This window comes from Microbacterium sp. KSW4-4, assembly GCF_023091185.1.
In the GTDB taxonomy this organism is placed as follows: Bacteria; Actinomycetota; Actinomycetes; order Actinomycetales; family Microbacteriaceae; genus Microbacterium; species Microbacterium paraoxydans.
Genome location: NZ_JAHWXJ010000001.1, coordinates 1103698 through 1119846, shown reverse-complemented (window position 1 = coordinate 1119846; position 16149 = coordinate 1103698). Strand labels below are relative to the sequence as shown.

Genomic DNA, 16149 nt, shown 5'->3' with positions numbered 1-16149 from the left:
GGCGGGAATGCGCACAACAAAGGCCGCTCCTTCATGGCCCCGTATGACGCGGTCGTGGAGAATGCCGATTCAGGGAAGCAGGCCCGCGCGACGTGCTTTGGTCACGGCGGCATGCCGCGTCGACGCGTCCAATTTCGACATCGCGGTGCCGAGATAGGCCTTGACGGTGCCTTCCCGCAGACCGAGGTGCGCGGCGATCTCCGCATTCGTCGATCCGAGGGCGGCGCACGCGAGGACGTCGGTCTCGCGCGGGGAGAGGTGGATGACGGGGACGGGACCGGTCGTCGTCGGGAGGTCGTCACCGGCGAGGGTCAGCAGTCGGCGCTCGACCTGCGCCAGCCGCGCGCGGATGCCGGCGTCGTCCACGGTGGCGGCGATGCTGCGCAGCTCGGCGAAGCTCTCCCGCAACTCCTCGCGCTGGGCCGGCGCGACCGTTGCGGGCGACGGGGACGCGGCCCGCAGACGGTGCTGCACCTCGTCCCGGATGCGCAGCTCATCGGCGACGGATTGGGCGACCTGCATCGCCGGTGCCGTCGTCACGCCGCCGATCCTCTCCTCGGCCCAGGCGCCGGCATAGAGCACGCCGCGCGGGCGCCCCTGGACGACGATCGGCAGGGCGAGCAGCGTCCGCAGGCCTTCGCCGAGCACGAAGACGTCGTAGTCGTGGGTGATCTGGCGGGAGGAGCCGTAGTCGCTCGTCATCCGCGGGCGCAGCTCCATCATCGCCCGCCCGCCGAGGCCGCGCTCGGGGCGCACGCGGAGCCCGTCGAGAGCACGCGTGCGGGCGCCGACGATGCTCGTGACGCTCACGACGCCCTCTTCGATCAGCCCGCCGAACGCGACGGGGAAGCGCGTGCGCCGCGCGAGCTCGCGCACCGCGTTGGCGACGAGCTCCGCCTCGGATTCGACGGTGATCGGAGAGCTCACGAATACCTACTTTCGGGGGTGACGGCACCGTTCCCCGTTTCGTAGCGTCGACCCTACCACTCGGGCGGCGACAGCCGCGCGTGCAGCGGACATGTGGCAAGGAGGCCCCATGAGCGAACAGGTTCCGACCCCTCAGAACGGTGCGATCGATTACGTCGCCGTCGAGCAATCCCCTCGATTCCTGCGATTGAAACGGACGCAGCGCTCTTTCATCTTCCCCCTCGCCGCGTTCTTCCTCGTGTGGTATTTCGTCTACGTGCTGCTGGCGGCATTCGCCCGCGATTTCATGGCGCAGCGCGTCTGGGGGGATATCACCGTGGGGCTGCTGTTCGGGCTCGGACAGTTCGTGACGACATTCGCCATCACGATGGCGTATGTCGCATTCGCGAATAGGAAGCTCGATCCGCTGGCATCGGAGATCCGCGAAGAACTCGAGAAGGCGCAGGCGGACGCATGACCATCATCCGCACGGCCACCGAGGATGTGGCACTCGACATCAATCCGGTGTTCAACATCTCGATCTTCCTCGCCTTCGTCGCGGTGACGTTGTTCATCGTCATCCGCGCCAGTCGGAACAACAAGACGGCCGCTGACTACTACGCAGCCGGTCGTTCCTTCACCGGGCCCCAGAACGGATTCGCGATCGCCGGCGACTATCTCTCCGCCGCGTCGTTCCTCGGCATCTGCGGCGCCATCGCGATCAACGGGTACGACGGATTCCTCTACTCCATCGGATTCCTCGTCGCCTGGCTGGTGGCGCTGCTGCTCGTGGCGGAGCTCATGCGCAACACCGGCAAGTTCACGATGGCGGACGTGCTCTCGTTCCGCTTGAAGCAGCGCCCGGTGCGGATGGCGGCGGCGATCACCACGCTCGCGGTCTGCTTCTTCTATCTCCTCGCGCAGATGGCGGGGGCGGGCGGCCTCGTGTCCCTGCTGCTCGGGATCGACGGGCGCGTCGGGCAGTCGGTCGTCATCGCCGTCGTCGGCATCCTCATGATCGTCTACGTGCTCATCGGCGGCATGAAGGGCACCACCTGGGTGCAGATCGTCAAGGCGGTGCTCCTCATCGGCGGTGCCCTGGCGATGACCATCTGGGTCCTCGCGATCAACGGCTTCAGCCTGAACACCCTCCTGGAGGCAGCGGTGGCCAACTCCGACAAGGGTGAGGCGGTCCTGGCGCCCGGTCTGCAGTACGGCGCCAACCCGTGGGACTTCCTGTCGCTGGGCATGGCCCTCGTGCTCGGCACTGCGGGTCTGCCGCACGTGCTCATGCGTTTCTACACCGTGCCGACGGCCAAGGAGGCACGGCGTTCGGTGGTGTGGGCGATCTGGCTGATCGGCGGGTTCTACCTGCTCACGCTGGTGCTCGGTTACGGAGCCGGTGCGCTCGTCGGCGCCGATGTGATCGCCGCGGCCCCCGGGGGAGTGAACTCCGCCGCGCCGCTGCTGGCGTTGAAGCTCGGCGGTCCGGTGCTCCTCGGGTTCATCTCCGCGGTGGCGTTCGCCACGATCCTCGCGGTCGTCGCCGGACTCACCATCACCGCGGCGGCGTCGTTCGCCCACGACATCTACGCGAACGTCATCCAGAAGGGGCGCAAGGACGCCTCGGGGAAGCCGGTCGAGACCGATCCCAATGGCGAGGTGCGGGTCGCTCGCCGGACCGTGATCGTCATCGGCATCCTCGCGATCGTCGGCGGCATCGGGGCGCAGGGGCAGAACATCGCGTTCCTCGTCGCGCTCGCCTTCGCGGTTGCGGCATCGGCCAATCTGCCGACGATCCTCTACTCGCTGTTCTGGCGCCGGTTCACGACGCGGGGCGCGGTGTGGAGCATGTACGGCGGGCTCGGTTCAGCGATCATCCTCATCATCCTGTCGCCCGTGTTCTCCGGCACGCCGACGTCGATGATCCCGGGGATCGACATCGCCGTCTGGCCCTTGAACAACCCGGGCATCGTGTCCATACCGCTCGGGTTCGCGCTCGGCTGGCTCGGGACCGTCACCAGCACGCGGCGCGAGTCTCCCGAGCTGGCGGCCGAGATGGAGGTGCGCTCGCTCACCGGCTTCGGCGCGGAGAAGGCCGTCGACCACTGACGCGACCTCCTCGGGTGCGGGCCCGGCGGCCTACTCGCCGGGCCCGCACCCCAGGAGCGGGATTCATCGGGACTCGAGGTCCAGAAGGAAGCGCTTCCGTTCCGGATGGCCGCCGTAGTGCCCCGCGGAGCCGTCGGATCGCACGACCCGGTGCACGGGCACGATGATCGAGAACGGCGTGAGGCGGCACGCCGTCCCGACGGCGCGCGCGGCCCCCGGGTGGCCGGCGAGGACCGCGACCTCCCCGTAGCTCAGGGTCTGGCCCCAGGGGATGTCGCACACGGTGTGCAGCGCCGCCCGGTGGAATCCGTCCATGAGGCGCCAGTCGAGGCGGACGTGCTCGTCGAAGCGCACGGGCTCGCCGTCGAAGTAGGCATCGAGGAGCGGGACGAGCTCGTCGGCGGCGCCGGGCTCGGGCTCCGGGACGGCACCGAGCTGCCGCGACACGCTCTCGAGCAGCCAGGGCACCTGCGGGTCTGCGGACTCGGAGAGGTCGAAGCGCACGATGCCCTCGTCGGAGAAGACCGCGAGGGCATCGCCGAAGGGCGTCGGAGCGAAGTCATAGCGGAAAGTCATGTCCCCATCCTGACCGGCCCGCTCGACACGAGAGAACCGGTCGCCGGCCCGGTCGCGCGTTCCGTGGGCAACGTGAGCGCACGACCGTCCGGGGAGGAGCAGTCCGAGCGGGCGTCGTACCGGCTGTTTTTCACCGGAAACCCGCCGTGGATACCGATCTCCGGCGGTGTCGCGCCTAGGGTGTGAGTGTGTGGCGACGGGAAAGCAGGTCTGCGAACAGCACAGCGGTGGACAACGCTGTGTCCCTCGGCGACCTGCACGACTCGTCCACCGGAGTCGGCATCGCGCACGCCGCCGAGGCCGAGCGCACGCGCCTGCGGGCCGAAGCCGCCGATCTGGGCGGTCCTTCGCCGCTGAGCAGCTTCCGCGACGGGCCGGAATCCGGCATCGACATCTCCAAGGCGCACCCGGGTAGCCTCCCGCAGTTCATCACCGGCAAGTCGACGCTGCTGTCCAACCTCTTCCGCGACGAGGTGGGTCTGCGTACCGCGCGGCTGGCCGCCGAGCGGATCACGGCCAAGAACACCGAGCTGCGCACGGTCCGGGGGATCGAAGCCGTGCACCTCGCCGTCGGTGTCGCGCGGTGGCGCATCGGCGGGGCGACCTTCGCCGCCCCTGTCCTGCTGCGACCCCTCGCGATCCGCCGCCATCACACCGACTTCGAGCTCAAGCTGCAGGGCGCCTTCGAGGTGAATCCGGAGCTCGTCCGGGTCGCCCGCGAGCACTTCGGGCTGTCGCTCGACGCCACAGCCCTCGCGGCGCTCGCTTACGACGGCGGCATCTTCAAGCCGCAGCCGGTGATCGACCGCCTTCGCGGTCTCACCCGATCGATCGAGACGTTCTCCGTCGAGCCTCGACTCGTCGTCTCCACCTTCGCCGACGTCGCGGGTGCCATGGCCCAGGACGGCGGCACCCTCGACCACCCGGTCCTCAACGCCCTCGGCGGCCACGTCGGCGATCGCGAGCAGGTCACGGCACCCCGGGCCGTTCCTCACCACATCGGCCCCGACGACCGCGCGCCCGCCTCGGACACGCTCCTCCTCGACGCCGATGCCGAGCAGGAGGCGGTGCTGGCCCGCATCACCGCCGGTCACTCCCTCACCGTGGCGACGCTGCCGGGCACCGGCGGCACGCAGACCGTCATCAACGCGCTGGGCGAGCTCGTCCGTGCCGGCAAGAAGGTGCTCGTCGTCTCGGCGCGCCGGTCGACGCTCGACGGCGTGCGCCACCGCCTCGCCGGCATCGGCCTCGACAGCCTCGCGGTGTCCCCGGCGAGCCTGCGCCGCGACCTCGTCCGGGCGATCGGCAGGAACGAGAAGGCGACCGCGCCCAAGGTGAGCGAGGTCGACGACGCGCTCGTGCGGCTGCGCACGGTGCTCCGCGACTACCGCGACGCTCTGACCGTCCCGATCCCCGGCCTCGACGCCTCCGTCCTGGACGCGACCAGGCACCTCACCCGCCTCGCGTCGCTGCCGGTCCCGCCGTCGACCACGGCCCGCCTGAGTGTGGACGCCCTGCGCCGGCTCGCGAAGGACCGCAGGGACGCGGCCGCCGCCCTGGCGCACGCCGCGCGGCTCGGCGAGTTCCGCGTCGGCCCGAACGATTCGCCCTGGTACGGCGTGACCTTCGGCAGCACCGAAGCCGCCCGCGCCGCCCACGAGCTCGCCGGGCGCCTCCATGCCGTCAGCGTGCCCGCCCTGCTGGAGCGCGGCTACGAGCTCATCGCGCAGACGCACATGCGACCGTTCTCGACGATCGACGAGCTCGGCGACTACCTCGAGCTGCTGCAGGGCATCCGCGACACCCTGGACCGGTTCAGCCCGACGGTGTTCGAGCGTCCGCTCGGGGAGCTCATCCAGGCGCACGGCTCGCGCCGGGACGCGCCCGGGATGTCCGGAGCCAACCGTCGCCGCCTCCGCCGTCTCGCCAAGGAGTACGTCCGCCCCGGCGTGCACGTGACGGAGATGCACGAGGCGCTGCTGCGCATCCAGACCCAGCGCACGCAGTGGCAGCGCTACGTCGACGCGGGCGTCGCGCCGGAGATCCCGCTCGGCCTCGCCGACGTGTTCGCCTCCTGGCAGCGGGTGGAGGCCGAGCTGGCCGAGCTGGATGCCGCTCTCGGCCGCCGCGAGCCGCTGTCCTCGCTGCCGGTCGCGCGACTCGTGCGCATGCTCGCGGGCCTCGCGGCGAAGTCCGACGTCTTCGAGAACCTCGTCGAGCGCGCGCAGCTGCGTGACAAGCTCGCCCTCCTCGGCCTGGAGCCGCTGCTGACCGAGCTCTCGGTGCGCCACGTCTCCGAAGCCCGGGTGGGGGACGAGCTCGAGTTCGCCTGGTGGCAGTCCCTTCTCGAGCGCGCGCTGCAGGACAACCGGGCGCTGCTCGGAGCGAACACGGCCGTGGTCGACCGCCTCGAGCGCGACTTCCGTCTGGTGGACGAGGCGCACGCGGCGATGGCGGGACCGCTGCTCGCCTGGCAACTCGCGAACCAGTGGCGCATCGCCATCGTCGACGAGCCCGAGCAGTCGCAGAACCTGCGCCGGGCCCTGACCCAGTCCGCGACGACGGCCGCCGAGGTCGTCAGCGCCGCACCGACGCTCGTCGACGTCCTGGCTCCGGTCTGGATCTCGTCGCCCTACCTCGTCCCGGAGATCCCGGACGCGGTGGAGTTCGACACCGTGCTCCTCGTCGACGCCGCGGCCATCAACCTCGCCGAGGCGGCCCCGGCGATCCGCCGTGCCCGGCAGGTCGTCGCCTTCGGAGACCCGGTCACGCAGCGGCCCTCTCCCTTCCGCATCGCGGTCGACCCCGCGGAGGACTGGGAGGAGGAGGTCCCGTTCGACGAGGTCTCCGTCTTCGAGCGGCTGTCCGAGCTGTTCCCCGTGATGACGCTGACCCGGAGCTACCGTGCCGGCGGCGAGGATCTCGCGGAGCTCATCAACGACGCGTTCTACGGCGGCGAGATCGTCTCCCTTCCGTGGGCGGGGTCGTACCTCGGCCGCGGCAGCCTCACCGTCGACTACGTCGAAGGCGGCACCGGGACGCCCGATCCCGTGTCTGGCGCCGTCGAGAGCCCGGACGCCGAGGTCGCCCGCGTCGTCACGCTCGTCGTCGAGCACGCGGTGCATCGCCCGACGGAGTCGCTCATGGTGGTCACCGCCAGCACCCGCCACGCGGAGCGCGTGCGGGCCGCCGTGACCGCCGCCTTCGCCGGCCGCTCCGACGTCGCCGACTTCGTCGCCCGCGACACCGCGGAGCCGTTCGCCGTGCTCACGCTCGAGGAGTCCGTCGCCGAGAGCCGCGACCGCGTCATCTTCTCGCTCGGCTTCGGGCTCACCAAGCACGGCCGCGTCCTCAGCGACTTCGGCGACCTGTCGACGCCGGACGGCGAGCGGCTGCTGACCGTCGGGATGACCCGGGCGCGGCGTTCCATGGTGATCGTCTCGTCCATCCGCCCCTCGGCCTTCGACGACGGGCGTCTCGAGCACGGCGCGGCCACGCTCATGTCGATCCTCGGCGGTCTCGCGGCCCGCGCCCGCGACGCGCGCCTGGAGGATCTGGCCGACCCGCTCACGCTCGCGCTGGCCAGGGAGCTCAGGCGTCTCGGGGCCTCCGTCGACGTCGACTACCGAGGGCTCCTGCCGCTCGTGGCGCAGCACAACGGCAAGGCCGTCGTGATCGAGTCCGATCCGGAGTCCCGGGGGGAGTCCCTGCGCGAGACGCTCCGGCTGCGCCCGCATGTGCTCCGCCGCCTCGGCTGGCACTACGTCCGCGTCCACGCGTTCGACCTCTACAGCGACCCGCGCACCGTGGCGTCCCGGATCGCGACGGTGCTCGGCATCTCGGAGTCGGCCCCGCGCGCGGAGAACGACACGCAGCCCCTCGACCTCGGCGACCACCGGAATGACTGACGGCCGTGACGAGCCGCGTCAGCGGGTCGTCCGGGTGCCGGGCTCCCGGCGGGCGCGCCTGACGCCGGTCGAGGGCAGCGACCCGGCGCCGGAGGTCCCGGAGGGCCAGGCGCCGCGCCGGTCCGCCCCCGGTGACCCGAAGGGGCCCAATGACGACCAGCTCCTCCGCGACGTGCCTCCGCACTACTGAGGCGCCCGCACCCGGAACGAGAAAGACCCACGGCCCTCCGAGGAGAGCCGTGGGTCGTGAGCGCGGTGCGGTCAGACGCCGCGCGGACCCTGCTGGGTCTTGAGCAGATCGCGGATCTCGACGAGCAGCTCCGCCTCGGTCGCGGCGGCCGGCTCTTCCTCCGGCTCCTCGGCGGGCGTGCCCTTGCGTGCCTCGACGTGCGCCTTGAAGGTGTTCATCGGCAGCACGAAGACGAAATAGACGACCGCGGCGACCGCGAGGAAGCTGATGATCGCCGAGATCAGGTCGCCGATCGGGAAGACGACCTCTTCGCCGTAGATGTTGGTGACAGGGATGCCGAAGTTCCCGGCCGCATCGGCCTTGAGGAAGAGCGCGATGAGCGGGTTGATGATGCTGTTCACCACGGCCGTCACGACGGCCGTGAAGGCGGTGCCGATGACGACCGCGACGGCCAGATCGATGACGTTCCCGCGGAGCAGGAAGTCCTTGAATCCTTTGAGCATGGAAACCCCCAAGTCGACTGGGCCTCAGTTCGAGGCGGGAGTCGACGCAGCAGCCGGTTTGGCGCTCGTCGTCGAATCCGACTTCGATGATGCCGAAGCATCCTTCGAACCCCCGGATTTGGCGCGCGAGTCCGTGCGATAGAAGCCGGAGCCGTTGAAGGTCACGCCGATCGAGCCGTACTGCTTGCGCAGCGCGCCACCGCACTCGGGGCAGACCGTGAGCGCGTCGTCGGAGAAGCGCTGGACGGCGTCGAACTGGTGCCCGCACGCGGTGCAGGCATAGGCGTAGGTGGGCATGGCGGTCCTTGCGGGTCAGCGTCGCCGAGGCGACAGATGCAGCGTCTGCGACGGGGTCACGATGCCGTCGACCGGCTGGTCGTGCACCTCGCGCGGCAGTTCGTCGAGTACCTCGGAATCATAGATCACCGCGTACACCGGAGGGCATTTCTCCATGGAGCCGATGGTCTTGTCGAAGTAGCCGCGGCCCCAGCCCATGCGCATCCCCGAACGGTCGACGGCGGCGGCGGGGACGATCATCAGATCGACGTCGTTCACCGCGATCGGCCCGAGCACCTCGCCGGTGGGCTCGGGCAGCCCGTGCAGGCCTTCCGCGATCTCGTCGGTGTCGTCGGCGACCGCCCAGTCCAGCAGTCCGTCGGAGCGGGTGACCGGGAGAAGGACCCGGATCCCGCGGCGGACCGCGCGGGTGACGAACTCCCTGGTGCCCGGCTCCGTGGTGGTGGAGAGGAAGCAGGAGACGGAGCGGGCGCCGAGCTCGTCGACGAGGGCGTCCAGCCGTTCGCCGATCGCCGTGGCAGCGGCTTCGCGCTGCGGATCGGACAGAAGCTGACGCCGCTCGCGCAGCTCCGCGCGGAGGGCTCGCTTGGCGTGCTCGACGTCGTTAGCCATGGTCCGAGTCTAGGGCGGCCCCCACCGGTAGGCTGTGGGAATGGCTCACGAGAAGATCAAGGCTGTCATTCCCGCTGCCGGGTTGGGGACACGATTCCTGCCCGCGACGAAGGCGATGCCGAAGGAGATGCTCCCCGTCGTCGACAAGCCGGCGATCCAGTACGTCGTCGAGGAGGCGGCGAACGCCGGGATCGAGGACATCCTCGTGATCATCGGGCGCAACAAGAACGCGATCTCCAACCACTTCGACTCCGTGCCGGAGCTCGAGGTGAAGCTCATGGAGAAGGGCGACACGGGTCGCCTGGAGCGCGTGATGAAGTCGAGCGACCTCGCCGACATCCACTTCGTCCGCCAGGGCGAGCCCAAGGGTCTCGGCCACGCCGTGCTCCGCGCTCGGACGCACGTCGGCGACAGCTCGTTCGCGGTGCTGCTCGGCGACGACCTCATCGATGAGCGCGACCCGCTGCTCACGGAGATGATCGCGGAGCACGAGCGCACGGGCGCCGCCGTCATCGCCCTCATGGAGGTCGACCCGGACAGCATCCACATGTACGGGGCCGCCGCCGTCGAGCCGATCGAGGGGTCGGACGCGGTTCGTGTCACGGGCCTCGTCGAGAAGCCCGCGAAGGAGGACGCCCCGTCCAACCTCGCGATCATCGGACGCTACGTGCTCCCCGCATCGGTCTTCGAGATCCTCGAGCGGACCGAGCCCGGCAAGGGCGGAGAGATCCAGCTCACCGACGCGCTGCAGGAGCTCGCGACGGCGGACGGCGGTCCCGGCGTGGTCGGCGTCGTCTTCGGAGGCCGCCGCTACGACACCGGCGACCGCGTGGACTACATCAAGGCGATCGTGCAGCTCGCGGCCGACCGCGACGACCTGGGCTCGGAGCTGCGCCCCTGGCTCAAGGACTTCGCGGAGCGCCTCTAGGCGCCTCGCGGTCGTCGGAGGTGCGGCGTGGAGCTGTCGACGGGGATGCGGCACGGACCGGTCGAGCTGCGTCTGATCCGGACGAAGGACGCGCGACCTCTGCAGCAGGAGCTGCTCGCGAACCGCGCGTGGCTGCAGCCGTGGGAGGCGACGATCCCGCACGGGGCGGTCTCCTTCGACATGCGGGTCAGCATCCGTCGGCTGCTCCAGCAGTACCGGGACGGCGGAGGCTACCCGTTCGTCATGGAGTACGACGGTGAGGTCGCCGGGCAGCTGAACGTCTGGGGCGTCGCCCGGGGCTCGCTGTGCTCGGCGACGATCGGCTACTGGGTGAGTGAGCGCTTCGCGGGGCGGGGGATCACCCCGACCGCGGTCGCGCTCGCCACGGACGCCTGCTTCACGGAGTACGGGCTGCATCGGATGGAGATCTGCATCCGGCCCGAGAACGCCGCGAGCCTTCGCGTGGTCCAGAAGCTCGGCTTCCGGTACGAGGGGCTGCGCCGGCGATACATCCACATCGACGGGGACTGGCGCGACCACTACGCCTTCGCCCTCACGCAGGAGGAGGTTCCGCAGGGCGTGCTCGCCCGGTGGATCCACGGACAGGTGCCGCCGCACGCGGCCACGATCCCGCCGGCGGACCGCATCAGCCTCTGACATCGCTTGTTGCGGAAGGACACGCCGCGACACGCGCCCCGACTGCACGGCGCGGCCGGTCCGCCGCCGTTACCGTTGTCCTATGGACGGGCCGGTGCTGAGCGGGGGAGTGATCGTGCTCGTCGCCGTGCTCCTGTGGATGCTGTACCTGCTGCCCTCTTGGCGCGGGCGCTTCCAGTACAACGCGGCCGAGCGGAACGCCGTGCGGCTGAACCAGGCGCTGCGGATCCTCGCCGAGACGAGCGAGACGCCCAGTGAGGTGCACATGGAGCTCAACGCCCGTACCGTCGTGGCCCAGCAGAAGCTCGCGAAGCGGCTGCAGGCCCAGCGGGAAGCCGCGGAGCTCGAGGCCCTCCGCCAGGAACTCGCCGCCACGCGCGCCGATCCCGTGATCCGTCGCGCCCGTGCCCGCCGACGCGTGCGGCTGACGGCGACCGGCGCGCTCGTCGTCGGCCTCGCCGCGGTCGGGCTCGGCATCTGGCAGCTCCTGGCCACCGGGGGAGCCGTGCTCCTCTGGAGCGGTGGGGTGGCAGCCCTCATCGCCACCATCGTCCTGCAGCGGATGGCGGCGGTCGCTGTGCGTGCTGCCCGTCGTCCGGAGCCCGCTGCCGTCGAGACCGTCGCGGAGAGGATCGCTCCGGCCCTGCATGACCAGGGCCCCGCCACCTGGACCCCGCGCCCGCTCCCGGAGCCGATGGTGTCGGTGTCGGGATCGCGCGCACAGGCGGCTCGCGCCGAGATCGATGCGCAGGAGGAGCGCCGCAAGGCCGCTCGGGTCGCCGCGCTCCGTGCCCGCGCCGAGGAGATGGCGCCGGCAGCGCCCGTCAGCCTCCCGGCAGCTCCGGCGGCATCGGCGGAATCCCCGTACGCCCGCATGGGCTTCGTCGACGACGCGGAGATCGAGGCGCATGTCCGCCAGCTCCTCCAGCGTCGGGCCGCGGGTTGACGGCAGCGGTGAGCGCGGTTCTCCACCGCTGACACCAGACGCGCGCGAGTGTCGCTCCTCGCGTCCCGCTCGCTCGGGGCCGTAGAGTCGTGGGATGGGAACCATGCAGTACGGCTCCGGCAGCGAGATCCAGATCGAGGACCGCGCCCTGGCCCATCTGAAGGTCGCGATCGCGACCAAACTCCGCCGGAACGAGAGCTTCACACTGTCCTGGAAGCACCCCGACGGCGACGTGCCGGGACGCTCGACGATCTGGCTGCATCCGTCGATCCCGCTGCGCTTCACCTTCTCGGAGCCGGAGACGCCGGAGCTGAACGTGAAGTGGATCCAGGCCCTCATGGTCGAGGCGAGCTCGTCGGGAGGCATCAGCCTCGTGGACGAGGTCGTCGACGGTCCCGCCGACTGAGCGCCTCCGCTACTCGGCGGGGTACGCCTGCGCAGTGAGCTGCCGGGCGAGGTGCGCGGCGTTGCGGGTCGCGGTCGCGATCGCGGAGCTCACGGCCTCCGGGGTCTCGTCGAGGTCCTTGTAGTCCACGGTCTGCATGGCCTCGCCGTTCCAGTACACCGACGTCTGGGCCGGGATCGTGTAGCCGATGTCGTTCAGCGCCTGGAAGAGGATCGCGGAGATGTGGTGCGCGCCGTCCTCGTTCCCGAGGACACCGGCGATCGCGACCTTGTCGAAGAGGATCGGGCGGCCCTGCTCGTCCGTCTCGCCGAGCTCGGCGTCCAGGCGCTCCAGCACGCGCTGGGCGACGCTCGAGTGCTGTCCCATCCACGTCGGCGTGACGAAGACGAGGATGTCGGCATCGAGGACGCGCTGACGCAGGCCCGGCCACTGGTCGCCGTCGCCCATGTCCTTCTCGACGCCGGGACGGATGTCGAGGTCGACGGCACGGACGAGGTCACCCGTCACCCCGTGCTCGGTAAGGGCATCGAGCAGCTGACGCGCGAGCAGATCGGAGCTCGACGACGCGGGGGAGGGCTTGAGGGTGCAGGAGATCGCGAGGGCGGTGAGGGAGGTGTCCATGCTCCGACTCCACCAGAGATCCGGGCGGCGGCACAGGGCCTTTCCGGGTCCGGGCTATCCTGGTAGAGCACCGACGACAGGAGATCCCGTGATCCTCAGCTTCCTCTTCTTCATGATCATGTTCCTCGGAGGCTTCTGGCTGCTGGGGATCGCCCACGAGATGCCGGACACGCTCGCCGCGCTCACCTTCGTCGGCGGCATCCTGCTCGTCTCGCTGGCTCTCGGGTTCGCGATGCGTCAGCGCGGTTCTGCCACGCGTCGCTCCAAGAACTGGACCGGCAGCCCGACCGAGTGACCAGCGCGGGGCGGCGCCCCGCGCTCACCGTCGCCGGGCGAGCCTCGCTTCGAGGTTCGCCCGCACCGCGGGCCATTCCGGCTCGATGATGGAGTACTCCACGCTGTCGCGGAGTGCGCCGTTGCGGTAGCGGCTCATGGCCCGCATCACACCGTCCTGCTTCGCTCCCAGCCGTTCGATCGCGGCGCGGGACTGGAAGTTCACCCACTGGGTCGTCAGCCCGACCCGGAACACCCCCAGCGTCTCGAAGGCGTGGCGGAGGAGCAGCAGCTTCGATTCCGCGTTGGTGCCCGTGCCATGGGCGGACGGGCGGTTCCAGGTGTACCCGATGTGCAGCCGGGGGACGTCGGCGACGATGTCGTAGTACGACGTGAGGCCCAGCACGCGACCGGCGCTGTCGAAGGCCGTGAAGGGCACCATCTCGCCGGTGGCGACGAGGCCCAGGCGGCGGTCGACCTCAGCCGCGACGCCGTCGGGCGCCGGAACCGAGGTGTACCAGGCCGTCTTCCACAGGTCGCCCTCGGTGACCGCTTCGACGAGTCCGTCGACGTGCGACCGGTCGAGAGGGCGGAGCTCGACGAGCTCGCCGGTGAGAGTGACGGGGGCGGGGGTGACGAGGAAGGCCATGAGGTCATTCAACCAGCGTCCCCCGCCGTCCCCGATCATCAGGCGGCGGACTCGGACGGGTTCTTCCGGAGGAGCACACGCTGGAAAGCGAGGACGATCTCGATCGTCACGTCGAGTTCGAACGCCAGGCTGGCCAGGTGGGTGCCGCGGAGCTGCTCCGCCGCTGCGTACGCCGCGGGCGTGATCAGACATCGCGCGGCCCACTCATCGGCCTGCCGCTCCTGTCGCGCGCGGAAGGTGGCTTGCCGTGTGGGCTGATGGCCGAGGTGGGCGTGGCCGAGTTCGTGGGCGAGCACGCTGCGCGCGGTACGCCGGCTCATCCCCGGAGCGAGCCGGATGGTCCCGGTGACGGGTTGGAAGCCTCCGGGGGTGGGACCTGTGCGTTCGATCACGCGGAGACCGAGATCGTCGGCCAGACGGAGGAGATGCTGCATGGGCCTCCGTCCGGTCGGTGTCGTCTACTCGTAGAGGTCGTCGGTGTCCGTCTCGCGGGCGGATCCGGATTCGAAGGCGACCTCGCGGGTATTGTCGCGCGGGGTGGCGACATCGGTGCGGCGCCGGAAGGGGGTGATGATCGCCGACATGCCGTCGGCGGCCAGGCGCTCCTCGGCCCGGGCGACGAGGACGTGCGGCTCGATCCCGAGCGTGGCGCACACCGCGTAGACCACAGGGACGGGAATGGCGCGCTTGCCCGTCACGTAGTTGTCCAGCGCGCTCCGGGCGATGCCCACGTCGCGCGCCATGGCGGCGATGCTGCTGCGTGCCGCCGCGATCTCCGCCCGCATCTGACGACCGATCGCCTCGTTGAACTGCTCGGCTGGTGTCTTCATCCGGCTCACCTTAGCAGCGGGCCGACAGCAGGATGCCGTCATATTGGTGGGCTATAGGAGTGTGGGTGTCCGTGCGTGGCGGTACCGTAGGCGTATGGGGACAGAATTGCGTCATCTGATGGCATCAGCGGTGGAGGCGGCGCGATTGCACGCCGGAGTGTCGTTCATGGACCTCTCGGAGCAGGCCGGGATCGCACCTCCCGCCCTGGCAGACCTCCTCGAGGAGCGCGCGGACTTCACGATGGAGGATGTCGCGGGGATCGCGATGGTCCTCGGCGTCCCCGTCACGCGCCTGCTTCCCTGCGCGCCCTGAGGCGGGGCCCGCTCGTGCCACGGGCGGGCGGGACGCGATGAAGTAGCGTGGGCGCATGAAGACCGTTTCCTTCGGATCGACGACCGCTCCGGCCCTGATCGCCGGGATGATGCGCATCGACAGCCTCGACGACGAGCAGATCCGCGCGCTGTACACGACCGCACGCGATGCCGGGATCGACTTCTTCGACCACGCGGACATCTACGGCGGCCGGATGCACCACTGCGAGGCGCGATTCGCGGATGCCCTCCAGCTCGGCGGCGCGGAGCGCGACGAGATCGTGCTGCAGACCAAGTGCGGCATCGTGCCGGCGCAGGGCATGTTCGATTTCTCCTACGACCACATCGTCGGGCAGGTGGAGGGCTCGCTCGCGGCCCTCCGCACCGACCGCATCGATGTCCTCCTGCTGCACCGGCCGGACGCTCTGGTCGAGCCGGAAGAGGTGGCCCGCGCCTTCGACCACCTCGAGTCATCGGGCAAGGTCCGGGCGTTCGGGGTGTCCAACCACACGCCCTCGCAGATTGAGCTGCTGAAGACCGCAGTGCGGCAGCCCCTGGTCGCGAACCAGCTGCAGCTGTCCCTCACGCACGCGCCGATCATCGCGCAGCCGGTGGCCGCGAACATGGCCGGGCACGATCAGAGCATCGGCCGCGACGGCGGCGGCGTCGTGGACTACTGCCGGATCCATGGCATCACCGTGCAGGCCTGGTCGCCCTACCAGAGCGGTTTCGGCGGCGGCGTCTTCCTCGGGCACCCGGACTACCCCGAACTCAACGCGGTGATCGAGCGTCTGGCCGGAGTCCATGGAGTGACACCGACCGCGATCGCCACCGCCTGGATCACCCGGCACCCCGCCGGGATGCAGGTCGTGCTCGGGACGACGACACCGCACCGCGTGCAGGAGGCGGCGGCCGGGGTGGACGTCGTGCTCACCCGCTCGGAGTGGTACGAGCTCTTCCGCGCCGCCGGACACCTGCTGCCGTGAACCCTCGGCTCCGGCCCGTGCGTCGTCTACCCTGAACCCATGCCGTTCCTGTTCTCGCTCCTGGTCATCGCGCTGATGATCGGTGCCCTGATCGACATCATCACGCGCGACGACTCGCAGGTGAAGTACCTGCCGAAGATGGTCTGGATCATCATCGTGATCCTCCTGCCGCTGATCGGCAGCGCGCTGTGGTTCGCGATCGGCCGCGAGTACGGGGACGCCGGCGTCCCTCTTCCGCGGATGCGGCGCGCCGAGCGCCCGACCGCCCCGACGACCACGGTCACACGCTCAGCGCCGCCGGTCGACGTGCGCTCCACCGAGCAGCAGATCGCGGACCTCGACCGCGAGATCGAGGAGTGGCGGCTCCGCGAGGAGATCGAGAAGCGGCGTCGGGAGCGGGGAGACGACGCTCTTCCTTCGTCCTAGCCGCCGAGCGG

21 protein-coding genes are annotated in these 16149 nt (G+C 70.3%); 12 read left to right on the top strand and 9 right to left on the bottom strand.

The annotated features are described in order from the left end of the window. Positions 1-69 precede the first annotated feature (69 nt). On the bottom strand, positions 70-927 hold the full coding sequence (locus KZC57_RS05515; RefSeq protein ID WP_247641230.1) for a LuxR C-terminal-related transcriptional regulator: 858 nt from the start codon (positions 925-927) through the stop codon (positions 70-72). Positions 928-1036: 109 nt separating this feature from the next. Here KZC57_RS05515 and KZC57_RS05510 point away from each other — a divergent pair, with 109 nt between their 5' ends. Beyond that, a complete protein-coding gene (locus tag KZC57_RS05510; protein ID WP_060921784.1) occupies positions 1037-1384 on the top strand; it encodes a DUF485 domain-containing protein in 348 nt (115 codons plus the stop codon). After that, entirely contained in the window at positions 1381-3018 is a 1638-nt protein-coding gene (locus KZC57_RS05505) for a cation acetate symporter (RefSeq protein WP_247641229.1), read from the top strand. Before KZC57_RS05510 ends, KZC57_RS05505 begins: the two co-directional genes overlap by 4 nt. 63 nt (positions 3019-3081) lie before the next feature. On the opposite strand, the gene KZC57_RS05500 is transcribed toward KZC57_RS05505, so the two are convergent. Beyond that, positions 3082-3594 carry a methylated-DNA--[protein]-cysteine S-methyltransferase gene (locus tag KZC57_RS05500; protein ID WP_247641228.1) on the bottom strand — a complete coding sequence of 171 codons (513 nt, stop codon included), beginning with the start codon at positions 3592-3594 and terminating at the stop codon, positions 3082-3084. Between the two features lie 227 nt (positions 3595-3821). On the opposite strand from KZC57_RS05500, the gene KZC57_RS05495 reads away from it, so the two are divergent. Both KZC57_RS05495 and KZC57_RS05490 read left to right on the top strand, forming a co-directional pair. Continuing rightward, positions 3822-7502: an AAA family ATPase gene (locus KZC57_RS05495; RefSeq protein WP_247641227.1), complete on the top strand. Its 3681-nt coding sequence runs from the start codon at positions 3822-3824 to the stop codon at positions 7500-7502. Further along, positions 7495-7692 (top strand): hypothetical protein, encoded by a 198-nt coding sequence (locus tag KZC57_RS05490; RefSeq protein ID WP_060921780.1) that lies wholly within the window; start codon positions 7495-7497, stop codon positions 7690-7692. Before KZC57_RS05495 ends, KZC57_RS05490 begins: the two co-directional genes overlap by 8 nt. Positions 7693-7763: 71 nt before the next feature. Here the strand turns inward: KZC57_RS05490 and mscL are convergent, their stop codons facing one another. From mscL to KZC57_RS05475, 3 genes are read right to left on the bottom strand one after another with little or no spacing between them, the layout of a single operon-like run. Next, entirely contained in the window at positions 7764-8195 is a 432-nt protein-coding gene (gene mscL, locus KZC57_RS05485; protein ID WP_060921779.1) for a large conductance mechanosensitive channel protein MscL, read from the bottom strand. Positions 8196-8219: 24 nt separating this feature from the next. Then, positions 8220-8492: an FmdB family zinc ribbon protein gene (locus KZC57_RS05480; protein WP_247641226.1), complete on the bottom strand. Its 273-nt coding sequence runs from the start codon at positions 8490-8492 to the stop codon at positions 8220-8222. A gap of 15 nt (positions 8493-8507) precedes the next feature. Next, complete coding sequence (locus KZC57_RS05475; protein ID WP_144882436.1) at positions 8508-9104, bottom strand: 5-formyltetrahydrofolate cyclo-ligase; 597 nt, start codon at positions 9102-9104, stop codon at positions 8508-8510. A 40-nt stretch (positions 9105-9144) separates the two neighbouring features. Here KZC57_RS05475 and galU point away from each other — a divergent pair, with 40 nt between their 5' ends. From galU to KZC57_RS05455, 4 genes are all read left to right on the top strand, one after another. After that, positions 9145-10032 (top strand): UTP--glucose-1-phosphate uridylyltransferase GalU, encoded by an 888-nt coding sequence (gene galU / locus KZC57_RS05470; RefSeq protein WP_060921777.1) that lies wholly within the window; start codon positions 9145-9147, stop codon positions 10030-10032. Positions 10033-10077: 45 nt separating this feature from the next. Continuing rightward, the gene (locus KZC57_RS05465; protein ID WP_060921801.1) at positions 10078-10689 is read left to right on the top strand and encodes a GNAT family N-acetyltransferase; all 612 of its coding nucleotides are present in this window, start codon (positions 10078-10080) and stop codon (positions 10687-10689) included. Positions 10690-10771: 82 nt separating this feature from the next. Continuing rightward, entirely contained in the window at positions 10772-11635 is an 864-nt protein-coding gene (locus tag KZC57_RS05460) for a hypothetical protein (protein ID WP_217584183.1), read from the top strand. A 94-nt stretch (positions 11636-11729) separates the two neighbouring features. Beyond that, entirely contained in the window at positions 11730-12041 is a 312-nt protein-coding gene (locus KZC57_RS05455) for a hypothetical protein (RefSeq protein ID WP_025105561.1), read from the top strand. A 9-nt stretch (positions 12042-12050) separates the two neighbouring features. Here the strand turns inward: KZC57_RS05455 and KZC57_RS05450 are convergent, their stop codons facing one another. Further along, positions 12051-12662 carry a flavodoxin family protein gene (locus tag KZC57_RS05450; RefSeq protein ID WP_247641225.1) on the bottom strand — a complete coding sequence of 204 codons (612 nt, stop codon included), beginning with the start codon at positions 12660-12662 and terminating at the stop codon, positions 12051-12053. Positions 12663-12750: 88 nt separating this feature from the next. Here KZC57_RS05450 and KZC57_RS05445 point away from each other — a divergent pair, with 88 nt between their 5' ends. Then, a complete protein-coding gene (locus tag KZC57_RS05445; protein WP_025105563.1) occupies positions 12751-12957 on the top strand; it encodes a hypothetical protein in 207 nt (68 codons plus the stop codon). 24 nt (positions 12958-12981) lie between these two features. On the opposite strand, the gene KZC57_RS05440 is transcribed toward KZC57_RS05445, so the two are convergent. From KZC57_RS05440 to KZC57_RS05430, 3 genes are read right to left on the bottom strand one after another with little or no spacing between them, the layout of a single operon-like run. Further along, positions 12982-13584 carry a GNAT family N-acetyltransferase gene (locus tag KZC57_RS05440; RefSeq protein ID WP_217584181.1) on the bottom strand — a complete coding sequence of 201 codons (603 nt, stop codon included), beginning with the start codon at positions 13582-13584 and terminating at the stop codon, positions 12982-12984. Between the two features lie 38 nt (positions 13585-13622). Then, on the bottom strand, positions 13623-14018 hold the full coding sequence (locus KZC57_RS05435; protein ID WP_217584180.1) for an ImmA/IrrE family metallo-endopeptidase: 396 nt from the start codon (positions 14016-14018) through the stop codon (positions 13623-13625). Between the two features lie 24 nt (positions 14019-14042). Next, complete coding sequence (locus KZC57_RS05430) at positions 14043-14414, bottom strand: helix-turn-helix domain-containing protein (protein WP_231919646.1); 372 nt, start codon at positions 14412-14414, stop codon at positions 14043-14045. Positions 14415-14532: 118 nt separating this feature from the next. Here KZC57_RS05430 and KZC57_RS05425 point away from each other — a divergent pair, with 118 nt between their 5' ends. From KZC57_RS05425 to KZC57_RS05415, 3 genes are read left to right on the top strand one after another with little or no spacing between them, the layout of a single operon-like run. Beyond that, positions 14533-14727, top strand: coding sequence for a helix-turn-helix transcriptional regulator (locus tag KZC57_RS05425; protein WP_060921772.1), 195 nt, complete (start codon positions 14533-14535; stop codon positions 14725-14727). Positions 14728-14782: 55 nt separating this feature from the next. Further along, positions 14783-15712, top strand: a complete 930-nt coding sequence (locus KZC57_RS05420; protein ID WP_247641224.1) for an aldo/keto reductase family oxidoreductase — start codon at positions 14783-14785, stop codon at positions 15710-15712. A gap of 39 nt (positions 15713-15751) precedes the next feature. Continuing rightward, positions 15752-16138 carry a PLDc N-terminal domain-containing protein gene (locus tag KZC57_RS05415; protein ID WP_060921770.1) on the top strand — a complete coding sequence of 129 codons (387 nt, stop codon included), beginning with the start codon at positions 15752-15754 and terminating at the stop codon, positions 16136-16138. Positions 16139-16149 lie beyond the last annotated feature (11 nt).

Coding starts and splice junctions, on each gene's coding strand:
- KZC57_RS05455 (WP_025105561.1), top strand. CDS start 11,730: ATGGGAACCATGCAGTACGGCTCCGGCAGCGAGATCCAGATCGAGGAC.
- KZC57_RS05435 (WP_217584180.1), bottom strand. CDS start 14,018: ATGCAGCATCTCCTCCGTCTGGCCGACGATCTCGGTCTCCGCGTGATC.
- mscL (WP_060921779.1), bottom strand. CDS start 8,195: ATGCTCAAAGGATTCAAGGACTTCCTGCTCCGCGGGAACGTCATCGAT.
- KZC57_RS05420 (WP_247641224.1), top strand. CDS start 14,783: ATGAAGACCGTTTCCTTCGGATCGACGACCGCTCCGGCCCTGATCGCC.
- KZC57_RS05500 (WP_247641228.1), bottom strand. CDS start 3,594: ATGACTTTCCGCTATGACTTCGCTCCGACGCCCTTCGGCGATGCCCTC.
- KZC57_RS05425 (WP_060921772.1), top strand. CDS start 14,533: ATGGCATCAGCGGTGGAGGCGGCGCGATTGCACGCCGGAGTGTCGTTC.
- KZC57_RS05450 (WP_247641225.1), bottom strand. CDS start 12,662: ATGGACACCTCCCTCACCGCCCTCGCGATCTCCTGCACCCTCAAGCCC.
- KZC57_RS05490 (WP_060921780.1), top strand. CDS start 7,495: ATGACTGACGGCCGTGACGAGCCGCGTCAGCGGGTCGTCCGGGTGCCG.
- galU (WP_060921777.1), top strand. CDS start 9,145: ATGGCTCACGAGAAGATCAAGGCTGTCATTCCCGCTGCCGGGTTGGGG.
- KZC57_RS05475 (WP_144882436.1), bottom strand. CDS start 9,104: ATGGCTAACGACGTCGAGCACGCCAAGCGAGCCCTCCGCGCGGAGCTG.
- KZC57_RS05460 (WP_217584183.1), top strand. CDS start 10,772: ATGGACGGGCCGGTGCTGAGCGGGGGAGTGATCGTGCTCGTCGCCGTG.
- KZC57_RS05505 (WP_247641229.1), top strand. CDS start 1,381: ATGACCATCATCCGCACGGCCACCGAGGATGTGGCACTCGACATCAAT.
- KZC57_RS05465 (WP_060921801.1), top strand. CDS start 10,078: ATGCGGCACGGACCGGTCGAGCTGCGTCTGATCCGGACGAAGGACGCG.
- KZC57_RS05415 (WP_060921770.1), top strand. CDS start 15,752: ATGCCGTTCCTGTTCTCGCTCCTGGTCATCGCGCTGATGATCGGTGCC.
- KZC57_RS05440 (WP_217584181.1), bottom strand. CDS start 13,584: ATGGCCTTCCTCGTCACCCCCGCCCCCGTCACTCTCACCGGCGAGCTC.
- KZC57_RS05430 (WP_231919646.1), bottom strand. CDS start 14,414: ATGAAGACACCAGCCGAGCAGTTCAACGAGGCGATCGGTCGTCAGATG.
- KZC57_RS05480 (WP_247641226.1), bottom strand. CDS start 8,492: ATGCCCACCTACGCCTATGCCTGCACCGCGTGCGGGCACCAGTTCGAC.
- KZC57_RS05510 (WP_060921784.1), top strand. CDS start 1,037: ATGAGCGAACAGGTTCCGACCCCTCAGAACGGTGCGATCGATTACGTC.